This is a genomic window from Halopseudomonas litoralis (assembly GCF_900105005.1).
Lineage (GTDB): Bacteria > Pseudomonadota > Gammaproteobacteria > Pseudomonadales > Pseudomonadaceae > Halopseudomonas > Halopseudomonas litoralis.
Genome location: NZ_LT629748.1, coordinates 1,274,994 through 1,292,486, shown reverse-complemented (window position 1 = coordinate 1,292,486; position 17,493 = coordinate 1,274,994). Strand labels below are relative to the sequence as shown.

Annotated in this window: 13 protein-coding genes; 2 read left to right on the top strand and 11 right to left on the bottom strand. The window is 57.6% G+C overall.

The features are described 5' to 3' along the window. The first annotated feature begins 59 nt into the window (after positions 1–59). Positions 60–623, top strand: coding sequence for a peptidylprolyl isomerase (locus BLU11_RS06255; RefSeq protein WP_090272559.1), 564 nt, complete (start codon positions 60–62; stop codon positions 621–623). A gap of 22 nt (positions 624–645) precedes the next feature. On the opposite strand, the gene BLU11_RS06250 is transcribed toward BLU11_RS06255, so the two are convergent. The 8 genes from BLU11_RS06250 to BLU11_RS06215 all read right to left on the bottom strand — a co-directional run bounded on the left by BLU11_RS06250 (position 646) and on the right by BLU11_RS06215 (position 13,908). Continuing rightward, entirely contained in the window at positions 646–1,770 is a 1,125-nt protein-coding gene (locus tag BLU11_RS06250) for a GNAT family N-acetyltransferase (protein WP_090272558.1), read from the bottom strand. 66 nt (positions 1,771–1,836) lie between these two features. Then, positions 1,837–2,559 (bottom strand): DUF2057 family protein, encoded by a 723-nt coding sequence (locus tag BLU11_RS06245; RefSeq protein WP_090272557.1) that lies wholly within the window; start codon positions 2,557–2,559, stop codon positions 1,837–1,839. Between the two features lie 220 nt (positions 2,560–2,779). Continuing rightward, positions 2,780–3,859: a porin gene (locus BLU11_RS06240; RefSeq protein ID WP_090272556.1), complete on the bottom strand. Its 1,080-nt coding sequence runs from the start codon at positions 3,857–3,859 to the stop codon at positions 2,780–2,782. A 274-nt stretch (positions 3,860–4,133) separates the two neighbouring features. Next, positions 4,134–5,258 (bottom strand): beta-ketoacyl-ACP synthase III, encoded by a 1,125-nt coding sequence (locus tag BLU11_RS06235; RefSeq protein WP_090272555.1) that lies wholly within the window; start codon positions 5,256–5,258, stop codon positions 4,134–4,136. 69 nt (positions 5,259–5,327) lie between these two features. Then, positions 5,328–6,236, bottom strand: coding sequence for an alpha/beta fold hydrolase (locus BLU11_RS06230; protein WP_157718578.1), 909 nt, complete (start codon positions 6,234–6,236; stop codon positions 5,328–5,330). A 61-nt stretch (positions 6,237–6,297) separates the two neighbouring features. Further along, positions 6,298–10,194, bottom strand: coding sequence for an ATP-dependent RNA helicase HrpA (hrpA, locus tag BLU11_RS06225; protein ID WP_090272553.1), 3,897 nt, complete (start codon positions 10,192–10,194; stop codon positions 6,298–6,300). Between the two features lie 90 nt (positions 10,195–10,284). Continuing rightward, a complete protein-coding gene (gene fadD1 / locus BLU11_RS06220) occupies positions 10,285–11,973 on the bottom strand; it encodes a long-chain-fatty-acid--CoA ligase FadD1 (protein ID WP_090272552.1) in 1,689 nt (562 codons plus the stop codon). A 249-nt stretch (positions 11,974–12,222) separates the two neighbouring features. Continuing rightward, complete coding sequence (locus BLU11_RS06215) at positions 12,223–13,908, bottom strand: long-chain-fatty-acid--CoA ligase (protein WP_090272551.1); 1,686 nt, start codon at positions 13,906–13,908, stop codon at positions 12,223–12,225. 204 nt (positions 13,909–14,112) lie between these two features. Between BLU11_RS06215 and BLU11_RS06210 the strand changes: the two genes are divergently transcribed. Continuing rightward, positions 14,113–14,580 (top strand): MaoC/PaaZ C-terminal domain-containing protein, encoded by a 468-nt coding sequence (locus tag BLU11_RS06210; RefSeq protein ID WP_090272550.1) that lies wholly within the window; start codon positions 14,113–14,115, stop codon positions 14,578–14,580. A 63-nt stretch (positions 14,581–14,643) separates the two neighbouring features. Here BLU11_RS06210 and BLU11_RS06205 read toward each other — a convergent pair whose 3' ends face one another. From BLU11_RS06205 to BLU11_RS06195, 3 genes are read right to left on the bottom strand one after another with little or no spacing between them, the layout of a single operon-like run. Next, positions 14,644–15,750 carry a YkvI family membrane protein gene (locus BLU11_RS06205; protein ID WP_090272549.1) on the bottom strand — a complete coding sequence of 369 codons (1,107 nt, stop codon included), beginning with the start codon at positions 15,748–15,750 and terminating at the stop codon, positions 14,644–14,646. Between the two features lie 43 nt (positions 15,751–15,793). Beyond that, entirely contained in the window at positions 15,794–16,153 is a 360-nt protein-coding gene (locus tag BLU11_RS06200; RefSeq protein WP_090272548.1) for a RidA family protein, read from the bottom strand. 10 nt (positions 16,154–16,163) lie between these two features. After that, entirely contained in the window at positions 16,164–17,426 is a 1,263-nt protein-coding gene (locus tag BLU11_RS06195) for a D-amino acid dehydrogenase (RefSeq protein WP_090272547.1), read from the bottom strand. Positions 17,427–17,493: the final 67 nt, after the last annotated feature.

Here is a 17,493-nt window from a genome sequence, read left to right as displayed (position 1 = left end):
CTCCCACCGCCGTTGTGCTTACACTCATCCCCGAATCTTCTACCCCACGGAGCTGTAGAATGCTGAAACGACTCATAGGAACCTGCGCCCTGCTGCTGGCCACTACCACCGCTTTTGCCGACAACCCGCGCGTCATACTGAACACCAGCCACGGCGACATCGAAATCGAGCTGAATGCCGAAGAGGCGCCCATTTCGGTCGAGAACTTTCTGCGTTACACCGACGCCGGTCATTATGATGGGCTGATTTTCCATCGCGTCATCCCCGGCTTCATGATCCAGGGGGGTGGCTTTACTCCCGAGATGCGTCAGCGTGCCGTCGGTCAACCGATCAAGAACGAAGCGGATAACGGCCTGAAGAACAATCGCTACACGCTGGCCATGGCACGCACCCAGGTGCGGGATAGCGCTACCAGCCAGTTTTTTATCAACCTGACCAACAATGACTTCCTGAATCACGGTTCACGCGATTTCGGCTATGCGGTATTCGGCAAGGTCGTCGCCGGCGAGCACGTGGTGGAAACCATTGCCAAGGTGCCCACCGGCAACCAGGGCGGGCATCAGAACGTGCCGCAGAACCCGGTGACCATCATCAGCGCCAAGCGAGTTGAGGCGGCCGAATAAACTCCCGCCGTATCGCCGGAGATTATTCTTCCCGGCGATACGGCAGATACTGCCGGGCATCCTGCTGGTACGCCCTGACCGAATCACCTTCCCGTAACAGAAAGTCTGCCACCGCCTCATGCAGCCCAGGCTGCATTCTGTGCCACGACTGAGTCAGAACCGGTTCGAATCCGCGCAACAGTTTCTGCTCACCCTGCGCACCGGCATCGAAGCGCGACAACCCTTCAGCAATACAGCGCTCCATACCCTGGTAGAAACAGGTCTCGAAATGCAGCCGGTCATATTCGTCCAGACAGCCCCAGTAGCGACCGTACAAGGTATCCCCTCCCACCAGAAACAGCGCCCCTGCCACATCCCGGCCGGCCTCTCTGGCAAATATCAGCCTTACCGACTCGGCCATGCCCGCTGACAGCAGTTGGAAGAAAGCAGCGCTGAGATAAGGCTGACGCCCACGCTTGAGATAAGTCGCCGCATAAAAAGGATAGAAGCGCTCCCAATCGGCGATGCTGATCTCGCCACCGCTGAGCCATTCAAACTGAATACCCTGAGCCGCAACACTCTGGCGCTCCTTACGGAAGTTCTTGCGCTTGCGTGAATTACAGACCGCAAGAAAGTCCTCGAAGCAGCCGTAGCCACGATTGAACCAGTGGAACTGACAGCCCAACCGCTGTACCCAGCCCGCCGCCTCCAGCGCCGCATTCTCCTCGCCATCGTTGAACAGCAGATGCGTGCCGCTGACCTGGTCGCCAGCCAGCGCTCGTTGCAACCAGCTGATGATCAAACCACGGCTGTCCGCACAGCGAGCCAGCAGGCGCGGCCCCTGCACTGGAGAATAGGGAATGGCCGCCGTCAGCTTGGGATAATAGCGCTGCCCTGCCCGCTCCCAGGCCTCGGCCCACTGAAAGTCGAAAACGTATTCACCCCAGGAGTGTTGCTTACGATACAGGGGCAGCAGCGCCTGCAGACTACCGTCGGTAGTCTCTACCACCAGATGAGCTGGCTCCCAGCCCTGCACCGGCGTCACCGATCCACTGTGTTCCAGTGCATGGAGAAAAGCATGGCGCAGAAAGGGATAGTCCGTGGGTAGCAGAGCGTCCCAGAGTTCAGGAGAGATGTCGCTTATGTGATTCAGTTGACGTATGTGCATGGCGACAAGCATGCCACAGCGGGAGAGTGGGTGGGAGGCATGAAAGCCTCCCACCGAGGATCTATCTCACTGCTGCGCCCATTTCAGGAAGGCGGCGCGACTGTCATCACCCAACAGCTGCCACATCTGTTGCAGGGTGCTCAAGGTAGCATCGTTGTGCGGCAAGGTTTCATTAGCCATCGCACCCGGCATAGGTCTGACGACGCCTTGTGCTGGAGCAGGCTGAATTGCACGCGCGCTGGCCGGAGCAGCACCCAGCGGCGCCACGCTGGTTTGTTCCGCCACCGGGTCAGCGGTACCACCAATGAGGTTGTTGATCACGGAGTTATTTCGCTGACCAGCCTCTGCTGCGTGCCGCTCACCAGTACGGGTATTAACGGTCCAGGCGGAGAACGCGGCTTCAAAGGCCTTTGCTTGCTGCAGATTTTCGGGCCGATCGAAGTCCAGCTGCCACAGCTCACCGGGCTGACCATCAACAATGAATGTCGCAGTACGCCCACGCACTACCTCATGGCTTATACCGCCATCAATGTCGAAACCGTTTTTGTAGAAAGCATTGATCCGATAGACACCCGGCTGCAGCTCCAGACGTTTGTCAGCGTTACCAAAACTCCAATTGGCGGAGGGAATCTGCTGGCCGTTGATGCTTTGCACTTCAAGCTCATTAGGCACGACCACGGTGAGCACCTGCTCGTCAGATAACGGCGATCCAGGATAGAGCTGTATCTGGGACTGCTGAGCGCAAGCCGACAACAGGCAGGCAATGGCGAGGACAAAAAGACTACGCATGGAAACTCCTTGATGCGAATGGACAAGGCTGGGCGATCGCGACCACCCTGTAAGATGACAGGCGAAACAAGAATAAGAACAAATGGTTTCAATTCGATGACAGGCGCCGGTCGCCTGCCATTTCAGTTACCACCAACGCATCAGCGCGCAGCAGGAACGCATAACCGGGTTGCTCGTTGCGAGCAACCCGGTTCGGTACTTCCATTCCCGTCAGGTAAGATCAGAAGTCGTAACGCAGACCTACAGTAAAACCAGTAGCTTTTTCACCCGAAGCATCAGCATCATCCGGATCAGCAGTACGAGCCTGGCTCCACGGAGTCAGAGCGACATCGTCATCGTTATCCACAACCGCGTAGTTGGCATAAACACGAACCGCCTTATCCAGCTTGTGCTCAACACCCACGACCCACATATCGCTGTCAGCGTTGTCAGCATCGGCGTCACGCGTCATGTACATGGCTTTGAACGCAGTATTGGGGGCAAACTTGAACTCACCACCCAGACCGTAGACATCGGCAGACCACAGATCGCGATCGCCAGCCGTAGCGTCGGAGTCATCATATTCGACTGTCTGATAGAAACCGACCATCTTGAACGCATCAGTCAGCTTGTAGGCTGCTGCGGCACGAATACCATCACGCTCACCGCGACCGGTGTTCTCCTCAGCAGTTTCATAGGCCAGCGAACCTTCGAACGGGCCAGAAGCATAGTTCAACGAGGTGCTGAAGGCATCGGAGTCTTCATTGTAATCCTCGTGAGTTTCATCAACGATCCGCGATTGACCTTCGTAAACCGAATAAGCCAGTTGGATGTTGAAGCCACCTAGGCTCGGCGTGGTGTACTGTACGGTGTTGTCGTAACGCTCATCGAAACGAGCATTGCCGACGCGGGTCAGGTTACGCATATCACCGACCTGGTCACCGAACAGGTTGGCCGGGCCACGGGCTTTCTTGAAAGGGCTGTCGAAACGACCCAGCTGGACCGCACCCCAGTTGGTACCAGCCACACCTACGAAGGTGTCACGGGTCGCGAAGTTCTCACCACTGTCGCTCTCACCAGTGTTGAAGTTGATCTGCTGCTCAATCTGGAAGAACGCTTTCAGGTTCGGGTTGATCTGATGATCACCTTTGAAGCCCAAGCGCGAAGAGTTGCTGGAGATGTTGGTTTCGGAATAATCGGCGCCATCATCCAGGAAGTCGGTGGAAACGTGTGCACGACCGTAGACGGTAACATCAGCCATTGCCAGGCTAGGAGCTACTGCAGCAGCACCAACAACAAGCGCAATCAACTTCTTCTTCATCGGGAAAAACTCCTTCGGGTTGTAGAACGTCATCCTGCGGTGATTTGACGTTGTTTGTTTCGACAGGAGGGATTATGGGAACCCGATGTGACAGAACGCTTGCTGAAATATGAAGGTTTGAAGTCAGGGGAACTTTTTGCAAAAGGCAGAAACAAGCAGCGCACTTCCGCGCCCGTGCGAGCAAGGACAAAACAACCAGAAAGAAAGACCTGGGGTGCCAGGTGTGCTCTGCTTCCGACGAAGGCCCGTCGGAAGCAGTATATAGGCGGGAGTATTACAACTTGCGAAGTACTACGCTGCCGATGGAGTAACCGGCACCAAAGGAGCAGATAACACCGTGACTCCCGGCTGGCAGGTCGTCCTGATACTTATGGAAGGCGATGATCGAACCGGCTGAGCTGGTGTTGGCATATTCATCCAATACCACAGGTGCTTCCTTCTCCAGATCAGGATCACGGCCCAGCAGCTTGCGGGCGATAAGCATATTCATGTTCAGGTTGGCCTGGTGCAGCCAGAAACGGCTGACATCAGTTACCGCCAGATCCAGTTCGCTCAACTGCTTACCGATCAGCTCGGCCACCATCGGGCAGACTTCTCGGAACACCTTGCGGCCTTCCTGCACGAACAGTTTGTCCGGCGCGCCGATACCGCTCTCATCGGCACGATTGAGGAAGCCGAAGTTATTGCGGATATTGTTTGAGAACTGGGTCAGCAGCTTGGTACCGACGATCTCGAACTGGTGCTCGGAAACGGCATCCTCCGCACGCTCGATGATCACCGCAGTACACGCATCGCCAAAGATGAAATGGCTATCACGATCACGGAAGTTCATATGGCCGGTACAGATTTCCGGATTGACCATCAGCACCGCACGGGCTTGTCCGGTACTGACACTGTTGGCCGCATTCTGGATGCCGAAAGTGGCAGAAGAACAGGCCACGTTCATGTCAAAGCCGAACCCGTTGATGCCCAATGCGGCCTGCACCTCGACGGCGACGGCCGGATAAGCGCGCTGCAGGTTGGAGCAAGCAACAATCACTCCATCGATGTCAGCCGCCGTGCGCCCGGCACGTTGCAAAGCCTCGGTGGCGGCCTGAACGGCCATCTCACACAGAATCGACCATTCATCGTTGCTGCGCTCGGGAATCTGCGGAACCATACGATCAACGTCAAGAATACCGCTCTTGTTGACCACATGACGGCTCTTGATACCGGAGGCTTTTTCGATGAACTCGCTGCTGGAGAGCGGCGCCGGGGTCATATCACCGGCCGCGATGGCCTCGGCATTATCCTGGTTGAAGCGTTCTGACCAGGCATTGAAGCTGGCAACCAGTTCGTCATTGCTGATGCTGTTTGGGGGGGTGTACAAACCTGTGCCGCTGATGACTACTTTCTGCACGGTTGGGCCTCTTTTATATCTCAATGTAATGGCTGTGCATCGCCGAGGGTGGCGATACGTTCATGAAAGCTATGGCGTTGCTGTATCTGAGTGTCGAGCCAGCCAGGACAGCATCAACGGGAAATGATCATTGACGGCCTGCGGGTGAGTCAGCATATCGAGGTGACCGTAATCGCGGGAGCTGCCGGTGCCCTTCTGCAGCAGTATCAGCTGGGCGTCGTGGTTACCCAGTTCGCGTGCGAATGCCTTTACGTCTGCTGAATGCCCCATGCAGCGATCATTGCGGCCGCTCAGATACAAACTGCTCGGCCAACTGATCTCGTGCAAAGCTGCAGCATAGTCGAAACCATCCTGCGGATCACGCCATTTGCCGTCATTTTGCCACAGTTGGCTGTCTGTATGCAGCTTCGGAGAAAGGTCTGCCGTTCCCAAACCGAGCGAGCGCAACGGCAGATAACCCTGACGTCGCCCAGCCAGCGGTGCCAGCCGATTCCACATCAGCTCAAGCAACAGCAGCCGTTGCCAGTTCCGTTGCTGACAGACCCTGCGTGCACCTATCTGAACCAGTCCGGCAATCCGCTCGAGCCACGCCGGGTGCCTGATCAGCGCACAGGCAAGCAATACGCCGCCCCAGCCGTGACCGATGGCGAAGAAGCGCTCACCGGGATGGTCGGCGCCAATGTGCTCGAACAATGCCGGCAGGTCTTCGCAGATCAGCTGATGCTGGGAGATGTCCGGCACCGCCGAGCTGTTGCTGACCCGGTCGCGCAGGTCCGCCACGTAGACATCGTAGCCGGCCTCACGTAACCAGGGCGCAAGCCCGACGCCAGGCGCTGGACAGAACACATCGCCGCGCTGCCCCAGCCCATGAATCATCAATACTGCAGGTCCGTTCGCAGTCGGCGTGAAACGTCGCACCTGCAACGCTGCATTATCCGCCAAAGGTATGGAGATGGAGTTCATCCGCTCTTCAATCACCTGATCAGTCCTTTTCTCAACAGAATCCACAGTGTATCTAATAGCCCACCCTGACTTCCCGTCAGGCCGTGATCTCATGCCACAGCTTCTTCAGCCGTTTCTCGGAAACCGGCACCTTCGTACCCAACTGCTGAGCGAACAGAGAGACGCGGTATTCTTCAAGCATCCATCGCCAGTATTCCAGACGGTCATCCTGCCTGCCTTCAAGCCGATAGCGCTCGGCTCGCATCCGGTACTGCTCAGTGAATTGCTGAAGCTCATCCGTCCAAACCCGGTCACGCTGCACCTGCGCCGGCAGCTTATCGAGCCGCTGTTCAATCGCCGCAAAATAGCGCGGGTACTGTGCGAGCCATTCTGCCGGTACAGTACGCACGAATCCCCTGAATACCAGTTGCCCCAGCTGCTCGCGAATATCATTCATGGCAATAGCCCGCGACAGATCGATTTTGCCCTTGAGGCGTTTCTGCACACTGTGCCAGGCCTTGAGAACAGTCAGCACCTCGGCGGCAAGTTTTTCGGCAGTTGCGACGAAATCCCCCCGCCCGGATTCGATACGGGCCTTCAGCTCATCAGGGCCACGCGGCAGGGGCGATCCGGCAGGCAGGCACACCCGATCAATCGCAGCAAGCAACACATCTTCAGTCAATTGCTGCTGATTGCCGAGGTCACGGTAATAGATAGCCGCCTCTTTCACGGCGCTGAGTTTCTGCCGGAGGAATTTGGCTTGCTCCGGCAACGCCTGCAGGATCAGACGCTGCAGCCCGAGACGGTGCGCCTGCTGCGCCTGAGCCGGATTGTCGAACAGCTGCTCGGTAACCGTATCGCCCTGCTCCACCCAGGCAGGCCAGAAGTCCACATCGATACCCGCCTGTCGCTGACTTACCTGGATCGGCAACTCAGCCTGGCCTGCCGGCGCAGAGGTTGGCGCTGCCGGAGCAGTTGTACTGGACGATGGCTGGCGGTCAGCCAGGCGACCGCTCAACTGGGTGCACAGAGCGCTGTAATCGCGACCGGAGGCCACTTCCCTGCCCTCAGCATCAACCACTTCAAGACGCATCAGCAGGTGATCCTCGAGCTTGATATCTGACCAGGCTTCATCTCCCAGACGTACCCCGGTCATGCGCGTGAGCTCCCGGCCCAGAGCCTGGGTCAGCTTGCCCTCACCGAACGGCATACGCTCCAGCGCAGCGCGGACGAAGTCCGGCACAGGTACAAAATTCTTGCGCAGCGCCTTGGGCAATCCACGTACCAGGGCCACGCATTTGTCATACAGCAATCCGGGTACCAGCCAATCCAGTCGCTCCTCGGGCAGTTGACGCAGCAACGCCACTGGCACCCTCAAGGTGACCCCATCGGCTGGATGGCCGGGTTCAAAATGGTAGCTGAGCGGCAACGCCACCCGCTGCCAGCGCAAGGTGTCAGGATATTGCTCGGCACTGACCTCGTTGGCCTCGCGCTGCAACAGGTCTTCGCGCGTCATGTGCAGGAGCTTGGGCTGCTCATGACTGGTGCGCTTGAGCCAGCGCTCGAAGCTGGCCAGTTGATATATCTCCGCCGGGATGCGCTCATCAAAGAAGCGGAACAAAGTTTCGTCATCGACCAGGATGTCGCGCTTGCGCGCTTTGGCTTCAAGGGCGTCCAGCTCTTCCAGCAGCGCCTTGTTGGCCTGGTTGAACGCCGCACGGCCATGCCATTGACCTTCAACCAGTGCATGACGAATGAACAACTCTCGAGATACCACCGGATCGATCGACCCGAAATGCACCTTGCGCCGCGGCACTATGATCATGCCGTACAGCGTTACCTGCTCGAAGGCCACGACCTGACCGCGCTTCTTCTCCCAGTGCGGCTCGCTGTGACTGGTCTTGGTCAGGTGTTTGGCCAGTGGTTCCACCCATAGCGGATCGATTTTAGCCACCAGCCGACCATACAGGCGCCGGGTTTCAGTCAGTTCGGCAGCCATTACCCAGGCCGGGCGCTTCTTCGCCAGTGCCGAGGATGGGTGCAACATGAACCGCCGCTGGCGTGCACCAAGATAGTCCCCTTCCTCGGTCTTGTTACCCAGGTGACTCAACAGGCCGGCCAGCAGGGCTTTGTGCACCGGATCAAAACCGGCCGGCTCGGCGTTGAATTGCAACCCCAGATCACGACAGGTCAGCACCAGCTGGCGATGGGTTTCGCGCCATTCGCGCATGCGCAGATAATTGAGGAACTGGCGGCGGCACCAGCTGCGCAACTGGCTCTGTGATAACGCTTGGCGCTGCTCTTCAAAGCCACGCCATAGATTGACGAAAGCAGCGAAATCCGACTGATCATCACGCCACTGGGCATGTGCCTGATCCGCCGCCTGCTGGCGTTCGATGGGCCGCTCGCGTGGGTCCTGTACTGCCAGCGCGCTGGCGATGATCAGCACCTCCTGCAGACTGCCGAGCGCGGCCGCTTCGATCAGCATGCGGCCAATGCGCGGATCAACTGGCAAGCGGGCCAGCTGGCGGCCGATATCGGTGATGCGCCCGTCCCGCTCAACCGCCCCCAACTCCTGCAGCAGGTTGAAACCATCACTGATGGCGCGGCCATCCGGCGGCTCGATGAAAGGGAAATCCTCAATCCGCCCCAGGCGCAGATGCAACATCTGCAGGATCACCGCAGCCAGGTTGGTACGCAGGATTTCCGGATCGGTGAATTCCGGTCGGCCAAGAAAGTCCGCCTCGTCATACAGGCGCACGCAGATGCCGGGCGCAACACGTCCACAGCGACCTTTGCGCTGATTGGCGCTGGCCTGGGAAACCGGCTCGATAGGCAAGCGTTGCACCTTGGAGCGCGGACTGTAGCGACTGATGCGCACCTCACCGGGATCAATCACATAGACGATGCCGGGTACGGTCAGGGAGGTTTCCGCCACGTTGGTGGCGAGGATCACTCGGCGCCCGGCATGGCTGGCGAAGATCTTCTGCTGTTCCGCCACCGACAGCCGAGCATACAGCGGCAATATCTCCGTGTGCTTCAGATTGGCCTTGCGCAGAAAATCGGCGGTATCGCGGATCTCCCGCTCCCCCGGCAGAAACACCAGTGCATCACCCGGCCGCTTGCCATTGGCCCGCTCATGCGCCTCCAGCTCGCGCAACGCGGCGACAATGCCCTGATCAATGCTGAGATCTTCCTCGACACGGTTGCCCTCCTCGTCCACCTCCGCCGACAAGGGCCGATACCAGACATCCACCGGAAAGGTGCGACCGGATACTTCAATGATGGGCGCGTCGTTGAAATGCGCGGAAAAGCGCTGCAGATCGATGGTCGCCGAGGTGATGATCACCTTCAGGTCCGGGCGCTGGGGCAGAATGGTCTTCAGGTAACCGAGCAGGAAATCGATATTCAGACTGCGTTCATGCGCCTCATCGATGATCAGCGTGTCATAGCGCGACAGCCGTCGATCATTCTGGGTTTCCGCCAGCAGGATGCCGTCAGTCATCAGCTTGATCAGCGTGCGTTCGGTGCTCTGGTCAGTGAACCGTACCTGGAACCCCACCAGCTCGCCCAGCGGCGTGTTCAGCTCCTCGGCAACCCGACTGGCAACGCTACGGGCTGCCAGTCGGCGTGGCTGGGTGTGACCGATCAGGCCGCGAGCGCCGCGCCCCAGCTCCAGACAGATCTTCGGTAACTGAGTTGTCTTGCCGGACCCGGTCTCCCCGGCGATCACCACCACCTGGCTGCCGGCGATGGCGCGCTTGATTTCCTCGCGCTTGGCGGCAATCGGCAGACTGTCGTCATAACGCACCTGCGGCACACTGGCCCGCCGCGCCGCCACTTTGGCGCAGGACTTCGTCAGCCGCGCCAACCATTGATCCAGCCGCTCCGGCTCGGGCCGTTTGCCCAGTGCCTGCAACTGGCGCTGCAGGCGAGGCTGATCGGCGGACATGGCTTGGTCGAGATTGCCTGTAAGGGTGCGAAGATCGGTCATGCTTTCCTGTCTGTCAGAGATGGGCCACGAAAAAGCCCCGGCCGGATGACCCGGGCGGGGCTTATTGTCGCAAAGAACCGGGAGCGGGTGTTATGCCGCGCCGAGTTTCTTCATTTCCTCATCACGCAGCTCGCGCCGCAGGATCTTGCCTACGTTGGTGGTCGGCAGGCTGTCACGGAATTCGACTTCCTTCGGCACCTTGTAGGCAGTCAACTTCTCGCGCATATGCGTCCTGACCTGTTCCGCTGTGAGTTGCGCACCCGGCTCCTTAACGACAAACACCTTGATTGTCTCGCCGGATTTTTCATTGGGTATCCCAATAGCCGCACATTGCAGCACGCCCGGGATCGCGGCCATGACATCTTCCAGCTCATTGGGATACACATTGAAGCCGGACACCACGATCATGTCTTTCTTGCGGTCGACAATGCGCATATAACCGTCGTCCTGAATAACGGCGATATCGCCGGTCTGCAGCCAGCCATCAGCGCTGAGGATTTCGTCGGTGGCTTCCTGACGCTGCCAGTACCCCTTCATCACCTGGGGCCCCTTGACACACAACTCGCCCCGCTCACCCAAAGGCAGCTCCTGCCCTTCATCGCCAATCACCTTGCACTGCGTCGAAGGTACCGGAATACCGATAGTGCCCAACTGGGTAGCATTGGCCGGATTCACCGAGACCACCGGACTGGTTTCAGTCATGCCATAACCTTCGGACACGTCGCAGCCGGTTACCTTGCTCCAACGTTCGGCGGTGGCCTGTTGCAGCGCCATACCACCTGAAAGTGTCAGCTTCATGCCGCTGAAGTCCAGCTGGCGGAACTTCTCGTTGTTGCACAGAGCGGCAAACAGTGTATTGAGCCCCACAAAGGCGCTGAAGCGGAACTGTCCCATCTCCTTTACCGTGGCAGGGATATCCCGCGGGTTGGTGATGAGAATGTTCTGGCTACCGGACAGCATTACCGCCATGCAATGAAAGGTGAACGCATAAATGTGATACAGCGGCAACGGACAGATGATGACCTCTTCACCGTCGTTCATGTCGTTCGGCATCATCGCCTTGCACTGCAACATGTTGGCAATCAGGTTGCGGTGGGTCAGCATGGCGCCCTTGGCCACACCGGTGGTGCCGCCGGTATATTGCAGCACTGCAGTGTCTTCGGCATCCGGATTGACTTCACGGAAGCTGGCCTTGGCGCCGGCTTTCATGGCTTTGGTGAATGGCACCGAGCCTGGGATGGACCAAGCTGGTACCATCTTCTTCACATATTTGACCACGGCATTCACCAGCACTCGCTTGAGCGGCGGGAGCATGTCCGCGACCTCAGTCACGACCACGTGTTTCACACCGGTCTTCGGTACGACTTCCTCGGCCAGATGCGCCATGTTGGCCAGGCAAACCAGAGCCTTGGCGCCGGAATCATTGAACTGATGCTCCATCTCCCGTGCGGTATACAGGGGGTTGGTGTTGACCACTACGTAACCGGCACGCATGGCGCCGAACACCACTACTGGATACTGCAGCACGTTGGGCAACTGCACCGCAATGCGGTCGCCCGGCTGCAAACCAGCATGGGTCTGCAGGTAGGCGGCAAACTCGCCAGACAGGTGATACAGCTCACTATAGGTAATGGTCTTACCGAGATTGGTGAAAGCAGGCTTATCAGCGAAGCGTTGACAGCATTCCTTCAGAACAGCCAGAACGTTGGGGTATTGGTCGGGATTGATCTCGGCAGGGATCCCCTCCGGATATTTGTCAGTCCAAAAACTCTCGTGCATGGATACCCCCTGAAATGCGTCCGGTTGCAATACCGCGCTGCTATTGTCTTTTAATTAAGGCAGAAAGTCATTTCGACCCTTCCGTGAATATTTCATAGATTCTGGTCGAAAAGTGGCCGAAGCCTAACAGCTTTTTTATAGTCAGGCCATAGGCCACAGGCTAATCAGGGAGATGGAAAAGAAGCAGGACGAGGCAGGCAGAAACCGACTCCTCAGTCAGTCGGTTTCTATGCTCTGAGGGGTCAACAATTACTCATCACGCAATTCGCGGCGCAGGATCTTGCCGACCGGCGTCATGGGAAGCGACTCGCGGATTTCATAGTATCTCGGCACCTTGTAGCCGGTGAAATTCGACCGACAATAGGTTTTCAGCTCATCCACGGTCAGATCAGCAGCAGACGGCACCACAAACAATTTGACCGCCTCACCGGATTTCTCATCCGGCACACCGATGGCAGCCGCGTTGGCCACCTTGGGATGGGCTGCCACCACGTCCTCGATTTCATTCGGATACACATTAAAGCCGGAGACGATGATCAGGTCCTTGATGCGATCAACAATGCTGACGAAGCCGTCTTCATCGATAACGGCTACATCACCGGTCTTGAACCAGCCGTCCGCATCCATCGCCTCGGCCGTAGCATCGGGCCGCTGCCAGTAGCCTTTCATCACCTGAGGGCCTTTGACGCACAGCTCACCTCGTTCGCCTATCGGCAGCTCATTGCCATCCTCATCAGTCACCTTCAACGCCGTGCCGGGTACCGCCAGACCCACACTGCCGAGTCTGGCCAAGCCGTCACCCGGGCTGGAGCAGACTACCGGCGAGCACTCGGTCAGGCCGTAGCCTTCACCGATACCGCTACCGGTTTTACTCTGCCAGCGCTCAGCAGTCGCCTTGACCAGCGCCGTACCGCCAGAAGTAGTGCTCTTTAGCCGGGAAAAATCCAGATCCTTGAATTCCGGATGCTCCATAAGCGCTACAAACAGGGTATTGAGACCGACAATCGAAGAGAACTGCCATTTCTTCAGTTCCTTGATAAAACCGGGAATATCGCGTGGGTTGGTGATCAGCACGTTATGGTGCCCCGCCAGCATCATGCACATGCAATTCACCGTGAATGCAAAAATATGGTACAGCGGCAGCGGTGCAATGATCACCTCCCCGCCATCGCCCATCAAGCGCTGGCCATCCTTGTCGACTTGCTGCAGATTAGCGTGCACCTGCAGCATGTTGGCGACCAGGTTGCCGTGTGTCAGCATCGCGCCTTTGGCCACACCGGTGGTACCGCCGGTGTACTGCAACACGGCAATGTCATCCAACGTGCGGGATACCGGCATGGGCGAGAGGTCCCGGCAACGGCTCAATGCACTTTTAAAGGACACCGCATGGGGCAACCGGTAGGCCGGCACCATTTTCTTCACATGCTTGACAGCGGCATTGATCAGCAGCCCCTTGATCGGTGGCAACATGTCACCCATGCGCGCCTCGAACAGGTATTTGATGTCGGTATCCGGCAGCACATCCTCCACCAGGTGGCCGAACAGATTCATGTAGATCAGCGCACGCGCACCGGAGTCTGTGAACTGATGACGCATTTCCCGTGCGGTATACAAAGGATTGGTATTGACGACGACCAGACCGGCACGCATGGCGCCGAACACGGCAATGGGAAACTGCAGCACGTTGGGCATCTGAATGGCGATGCGGTCGCCCGGCTTCAGGTCGGTGTAATTCTGGATATAGCTGGCAAATGCCGCTGAATATTGCTCAAGCTCCCGGTAGCTCAGGGTGACACCCATATTGGTGAATGCGGGATTATCAGCATGTTGCGCGCAGGACGATTCAAACACCTCGATGATTGAATTGAACTGACTCAGATCGATATCGTGAGGAACCCCCGGTGGGCGTTTGTCGTTCCAGAACGTTGCTTCCATTTTTTCCTTCTCTCCCGTTGGAGTTGCCAGGTGCCGGATATTGTTGCAGCAACAGCCTCCAGGCACTTGCGCTGTTATTATTCATGGGGTATCAGCGTACCGGGCAAAATTACCAGTAATGCCGAAAAACACAAAACACGGTTCTGTTTCATCAATTGTCTGAATACGGTTGCATGCCGGTTCAGACGCTATCGGAGTCAATCCATGTCCATGCTAGAAAGCCGCACCTACGAAGAAGTCGGTATAGGCGACACCGCCAGTGTCAACCATACCGTATCCGAGCGTGATCTGATCCTGTTCGCTACCGTATCAGGCGATGTGAACCCGGTTCACCTTGATCAACAGTTCGCCGAGACCACGCCGTTCAAGGGCCGCATTGCCCATGGCATGCTGTCAGGTGCGCTTATTTCCGCAGCAATTGCCTGTGAATTACCCGGGCCCGGCACTATATATATCGGACAGGAGCTGAGTTTCCTACGTCCGGTACGCCTTGGTGACGAGATCCGTATCGAACTGGAAGTACTGGAAAAGCTGCCGAAGAACCGGCTGAAGATTGCCACCCGGGTAATCAATCAAGATGGCAAGAAGGTGGTGGACGGTGCAGCGACCGTGATGGCGCCAACCGAAAAGGTACGCCTGGAAAGGATGCAACTACCTGAAGTCAGCTACTGACTGGCACAAACGACAAGGCCGCCATCAACTGATGGCGGCCTTGTTCATCAAACAGACTCAGATTCAGCTAAGGCGCTTTGCCTCACTTGCAAGTTCCTCGGCGCTATGATTGCGCGTACGAATCCAACTAGCGGCGATGGCGATGATCAACACCAGTCCGACCACACCCAGCATCGGATAGACGGTACCGACCAGCTTGGTAAAGCCGACCTGGCTCAGGCCCAGCCCCACTACAGCAAACACAGCACTAAGCACCTTAAACCTATTGGTTTCTGGAGCAGCAAAACGTGCACTGAAGGCGAAGAACATGCCAACGGCAGTACTGTATATCATGCAAACCAGAGCGATGGACAGCAGCACAGCCAACCAGGGGTGAATGTTCTGAGCCAGCATCAGCGTCGGGATCTCAACACCCTGCAGCTTGTCCAGGTTCGTGAACAGCCCGATGTTCAGCAGAATGATCAGGAAGCCCAGACCCAGACCACCGGCCATGCCGCCGCGTGCCGCCGCTTTCGGGGACTTGATCAAGCCACCAATGACCGCCAACATGGGAAAGCCCACAGCAATATTGAAAGAAGCATAGAGCAGACCACTCAAGGCCCAGTGCGGCACGTCCGCGCCCAGGAAGGTGATCACCGGCACTTCTGTTGCCACCTGAGTCAGCTCCTCAACGGCGGCGCTGCTGGTATAGATGGAGTACACCATGATGGCCAGAACCAGAACCAACAGGAACGGCATGACCACACTGATCAGATTGATGATGCCTCTGACGTTCAGGCAAAGCGTGCCGATCACCAGGACGGTCATGAGAACGGAGCCAATCAACGGGGCCAGACCGAACTGCTGAGCCAGGGTCGAACCAGCGCCAGCAAGCATGACCACACCCACACCGTACAGGAAGAATGACAGAATCAGGTCAACCACCAGGCCGGCCTGCTTTCCGAACATTATATAGAGCACCTGTTTGTGCGAAGCAGCCTGCATCACCGAACTGATGCGGGCAATCTGCATACCCAGAAAGGCAAACAACACGGCACTGATCACCGATCCGGCCACGCCGGCAACGCCGTAGCCGCTGAAGAATTGCAGAACTTCATTACCCGAGGCAAAGCCACCACCAATAACCACGGACATGTAAGCCAGGGCAATCTGCAAGGAGTGTTTGTTCATTTTTTAGCTCTACTTAATTTTATCGTTATAGTTGTGCTGCGTTTTACTGTTCAGCTACGGCAGCAATAACTGACATTTCCACCAGGATGTCCGGTTCGCACATCCCAGCCTCTACGGTGGCTCGCGCCGGGGCAACGCCCTCGGGCAGCCAGCGATCCCATACGGCGTTCATGCCGGCGAAATCGCGCTCGATATCTTTCAGGTAGATGGTTACCGAAAGAATATGCTCCTTGTCACTGCCCGCCTGGGCGAGCAGTTTCTCTATTTCCTGCAGGGTTTCCAGCGTCTGCTGTTCAATACCCGCTCCCATGTTCTCGCCCACCTGACCCGCCAGATAGACAGTATCACGGTGGATGACAACCTGGCTCATCCGGTTGTCAGTGTCCAGTCGTTGGATGCGCATGCTTGTTTCCTTATTTGCTGTCGCCGTAGCGTGATATATCGAAACCGGCGGTGCTGATCGCAGAAGTCTTCTTCGACATCATGTCCGCCAGCAGGCGTGCCGAGCCGCAAGACATGGTCCAACCCAGGGTGCCGTGACCCGTATTGAGGAACAGATTGCGGTAACGGGTCTTGCCGATGATCGGCGTACCGTCCGGGGTTGCAGGGCGCAGGCCGGTCCACAGGTCGATGGTCGAGGTATCTCCCCCTTCCGGGAACAGGTCTTCGACAATCATCTTCAGAGTCTGCCCTTTGCGCGGATCGATCTTCAGATCATAGCCACGGATTTCCGCCATGCCACCGACACGGATGCGGTTGTCGAAACGGGTGATCGCTACCTTATAGGTCTCGTCCAGCATGGTGGAAGCCGGGGCCATGTCCGGGTTGGTAATCGGCACAGTGATCGAATAGCCCTTCAGCGGATAAATAGGCGCGGTGATACCCAGCGGCGCCAGCATATGCGGACTGAAGCTGCCCAGTGCCAGGACGTAGCTATCTGCTGTTTCCAGCTTGCCATCGATCCAGACACCGTTGAGACGGTCGCCAGCGTAGTCCAGGCGTTCGATATTCTGGTTGAAACGGAACTCGACACCCAGCTCGCGCGCCATCTCTGCGACCCGCCGGGTAAACATCAGACAGTCACCTGTCTGGTCATTGGGCAGACGCAAGCCGCCGGTCAGCTTGTGCGCGACCTTGGCCAGCGCCGGCTCGGCTGTAGCCAGAGTGTTGCGGTCCAGCAGCTCATAGGGAACCCCCATCTGCTCCAGCACGGCAATATCCTTGGCTGCACCATCGAGCTGGGCCTGGGTGCGGAACAACTGGGTGGTACCGCGCTGGCGACCTTCATAGTGAATGCCGGTCTCGGCACGCAGCTCGTCCAGACAGTCGCGGCTGTATTCGGACAGCCGCACCATGCGCTCCTTGTTCACGGCATAACGCGCGGCGGTGCAGTTGCGCAGCATGCGCGCCATGAACAGGTACTGATTGATATCGGCTGTCGGCTTGATGCTCAGGGGGGCATGCTTCTGCATCATCCACTTGATGGCCTTCAATGGCACACCCGGCGCCGCCCAGGGCGAAGCGTAACCAGGGGATATTTGCCCGGCATTGGCGTGACTGGTCTCCTCCGCCACGTCAGGCTGACGGTCGATCACGGTCACTTCAAACCCTTCCCTGGCCAGATAATAAGCACTGGTGGTGCCTATCACACCACTACCAAGAACCAGAACACGCATGATGAAAACTCCCGCCACTGATGGGTCAATCGCTTTGGCCCCGGATTATAGGAGAGCATTACCAGTT

What these genes read in the sequence shown, in the direction of transcription:
- BLU11_RS06255 (WP_090272559.1), top strand. Translation starts at nt 60, where the DNA reads ATGCTGAAACGACTCATAGGAACCTGCGCCCTGCTGCTGGCCACTACC.
- BLU11_RS06250 (WP_090272558.1), bottom strand. Translation starts at nt 1,770, where the DNA reads ATGCACATACGTCAACTGAATCACATAAGCGACATCTCTCCTGAACTC.
- BLU11_RS06245 (WP_090272557.1), bottom strand. Translation starts at nt 2,559, where the DNA reads ATGCGTAGTCTTTTTGTCCTCGCCATTGCCTGCCTGTTGTCGGCTTGC.
- BLU11_RS06240 (WP_090272556.1), bottom strand. Translation starts at nt 3,859, where the DNA reads ATGAAGAAGAAGTTGATTGCGCTTGTTGTTGGTGCTGCTGCAGTAGCT.
- hrpA (WP_090272553.1), bottom strand. Translation starts at nt 10,194, where the DNA reads ATGACCGATCTTCGCACCCTTACAGGCAATCTCGACCAAGCCATGTCC.
- fadD1 (WP_090272552.1), bottom strand. Translation starts at nt 11,973, where the DNA reads ATGCACGAGAGTTTTTGGACTGACAAATATCCGGAGGGGATCCCTGCC.
- BLU11_RS06215 (WP_090272551.1), bottom strand. Translation starts at nt 13,908, where the DNA reads ATGGAAGCAACGTTCTGGAACGACAAACGCCCACCGGGGGTTCCTCAC.
- BLU11_RS06210 (WP_090272550.1), top strand. Translation starts at nt 14,113, where the DNA reads ATGTCCATGCTAGAAAGCCGCACCTACGAAGAAGTCGGTATAGGCGAC.
- BLU11_RS06205 (WP_090272549.1), bottom strand. Translation starts at nt 15,750, where the DNA reads ATGAACAAACACTCCTTGCAGATTGCCCTGGCTTACATGTCCGTGGTT.
- BLU11_RS06200 (WP_090272548.1), bottom strand. Translation starts at nt 16,153, where the DNA reads ATGCGCATCCAACGACTGGACACTGACAACCGGATGAGCCAGGTTGTC.
- BLU11_RS06195 (WP_090272547.1), bottom strand. Translation starts at nt 17,426, where the DNA reads ATGCGTGTTCTGGTTCTTGGTAGTGGTGTGATAGGCACCACCAGTGCT.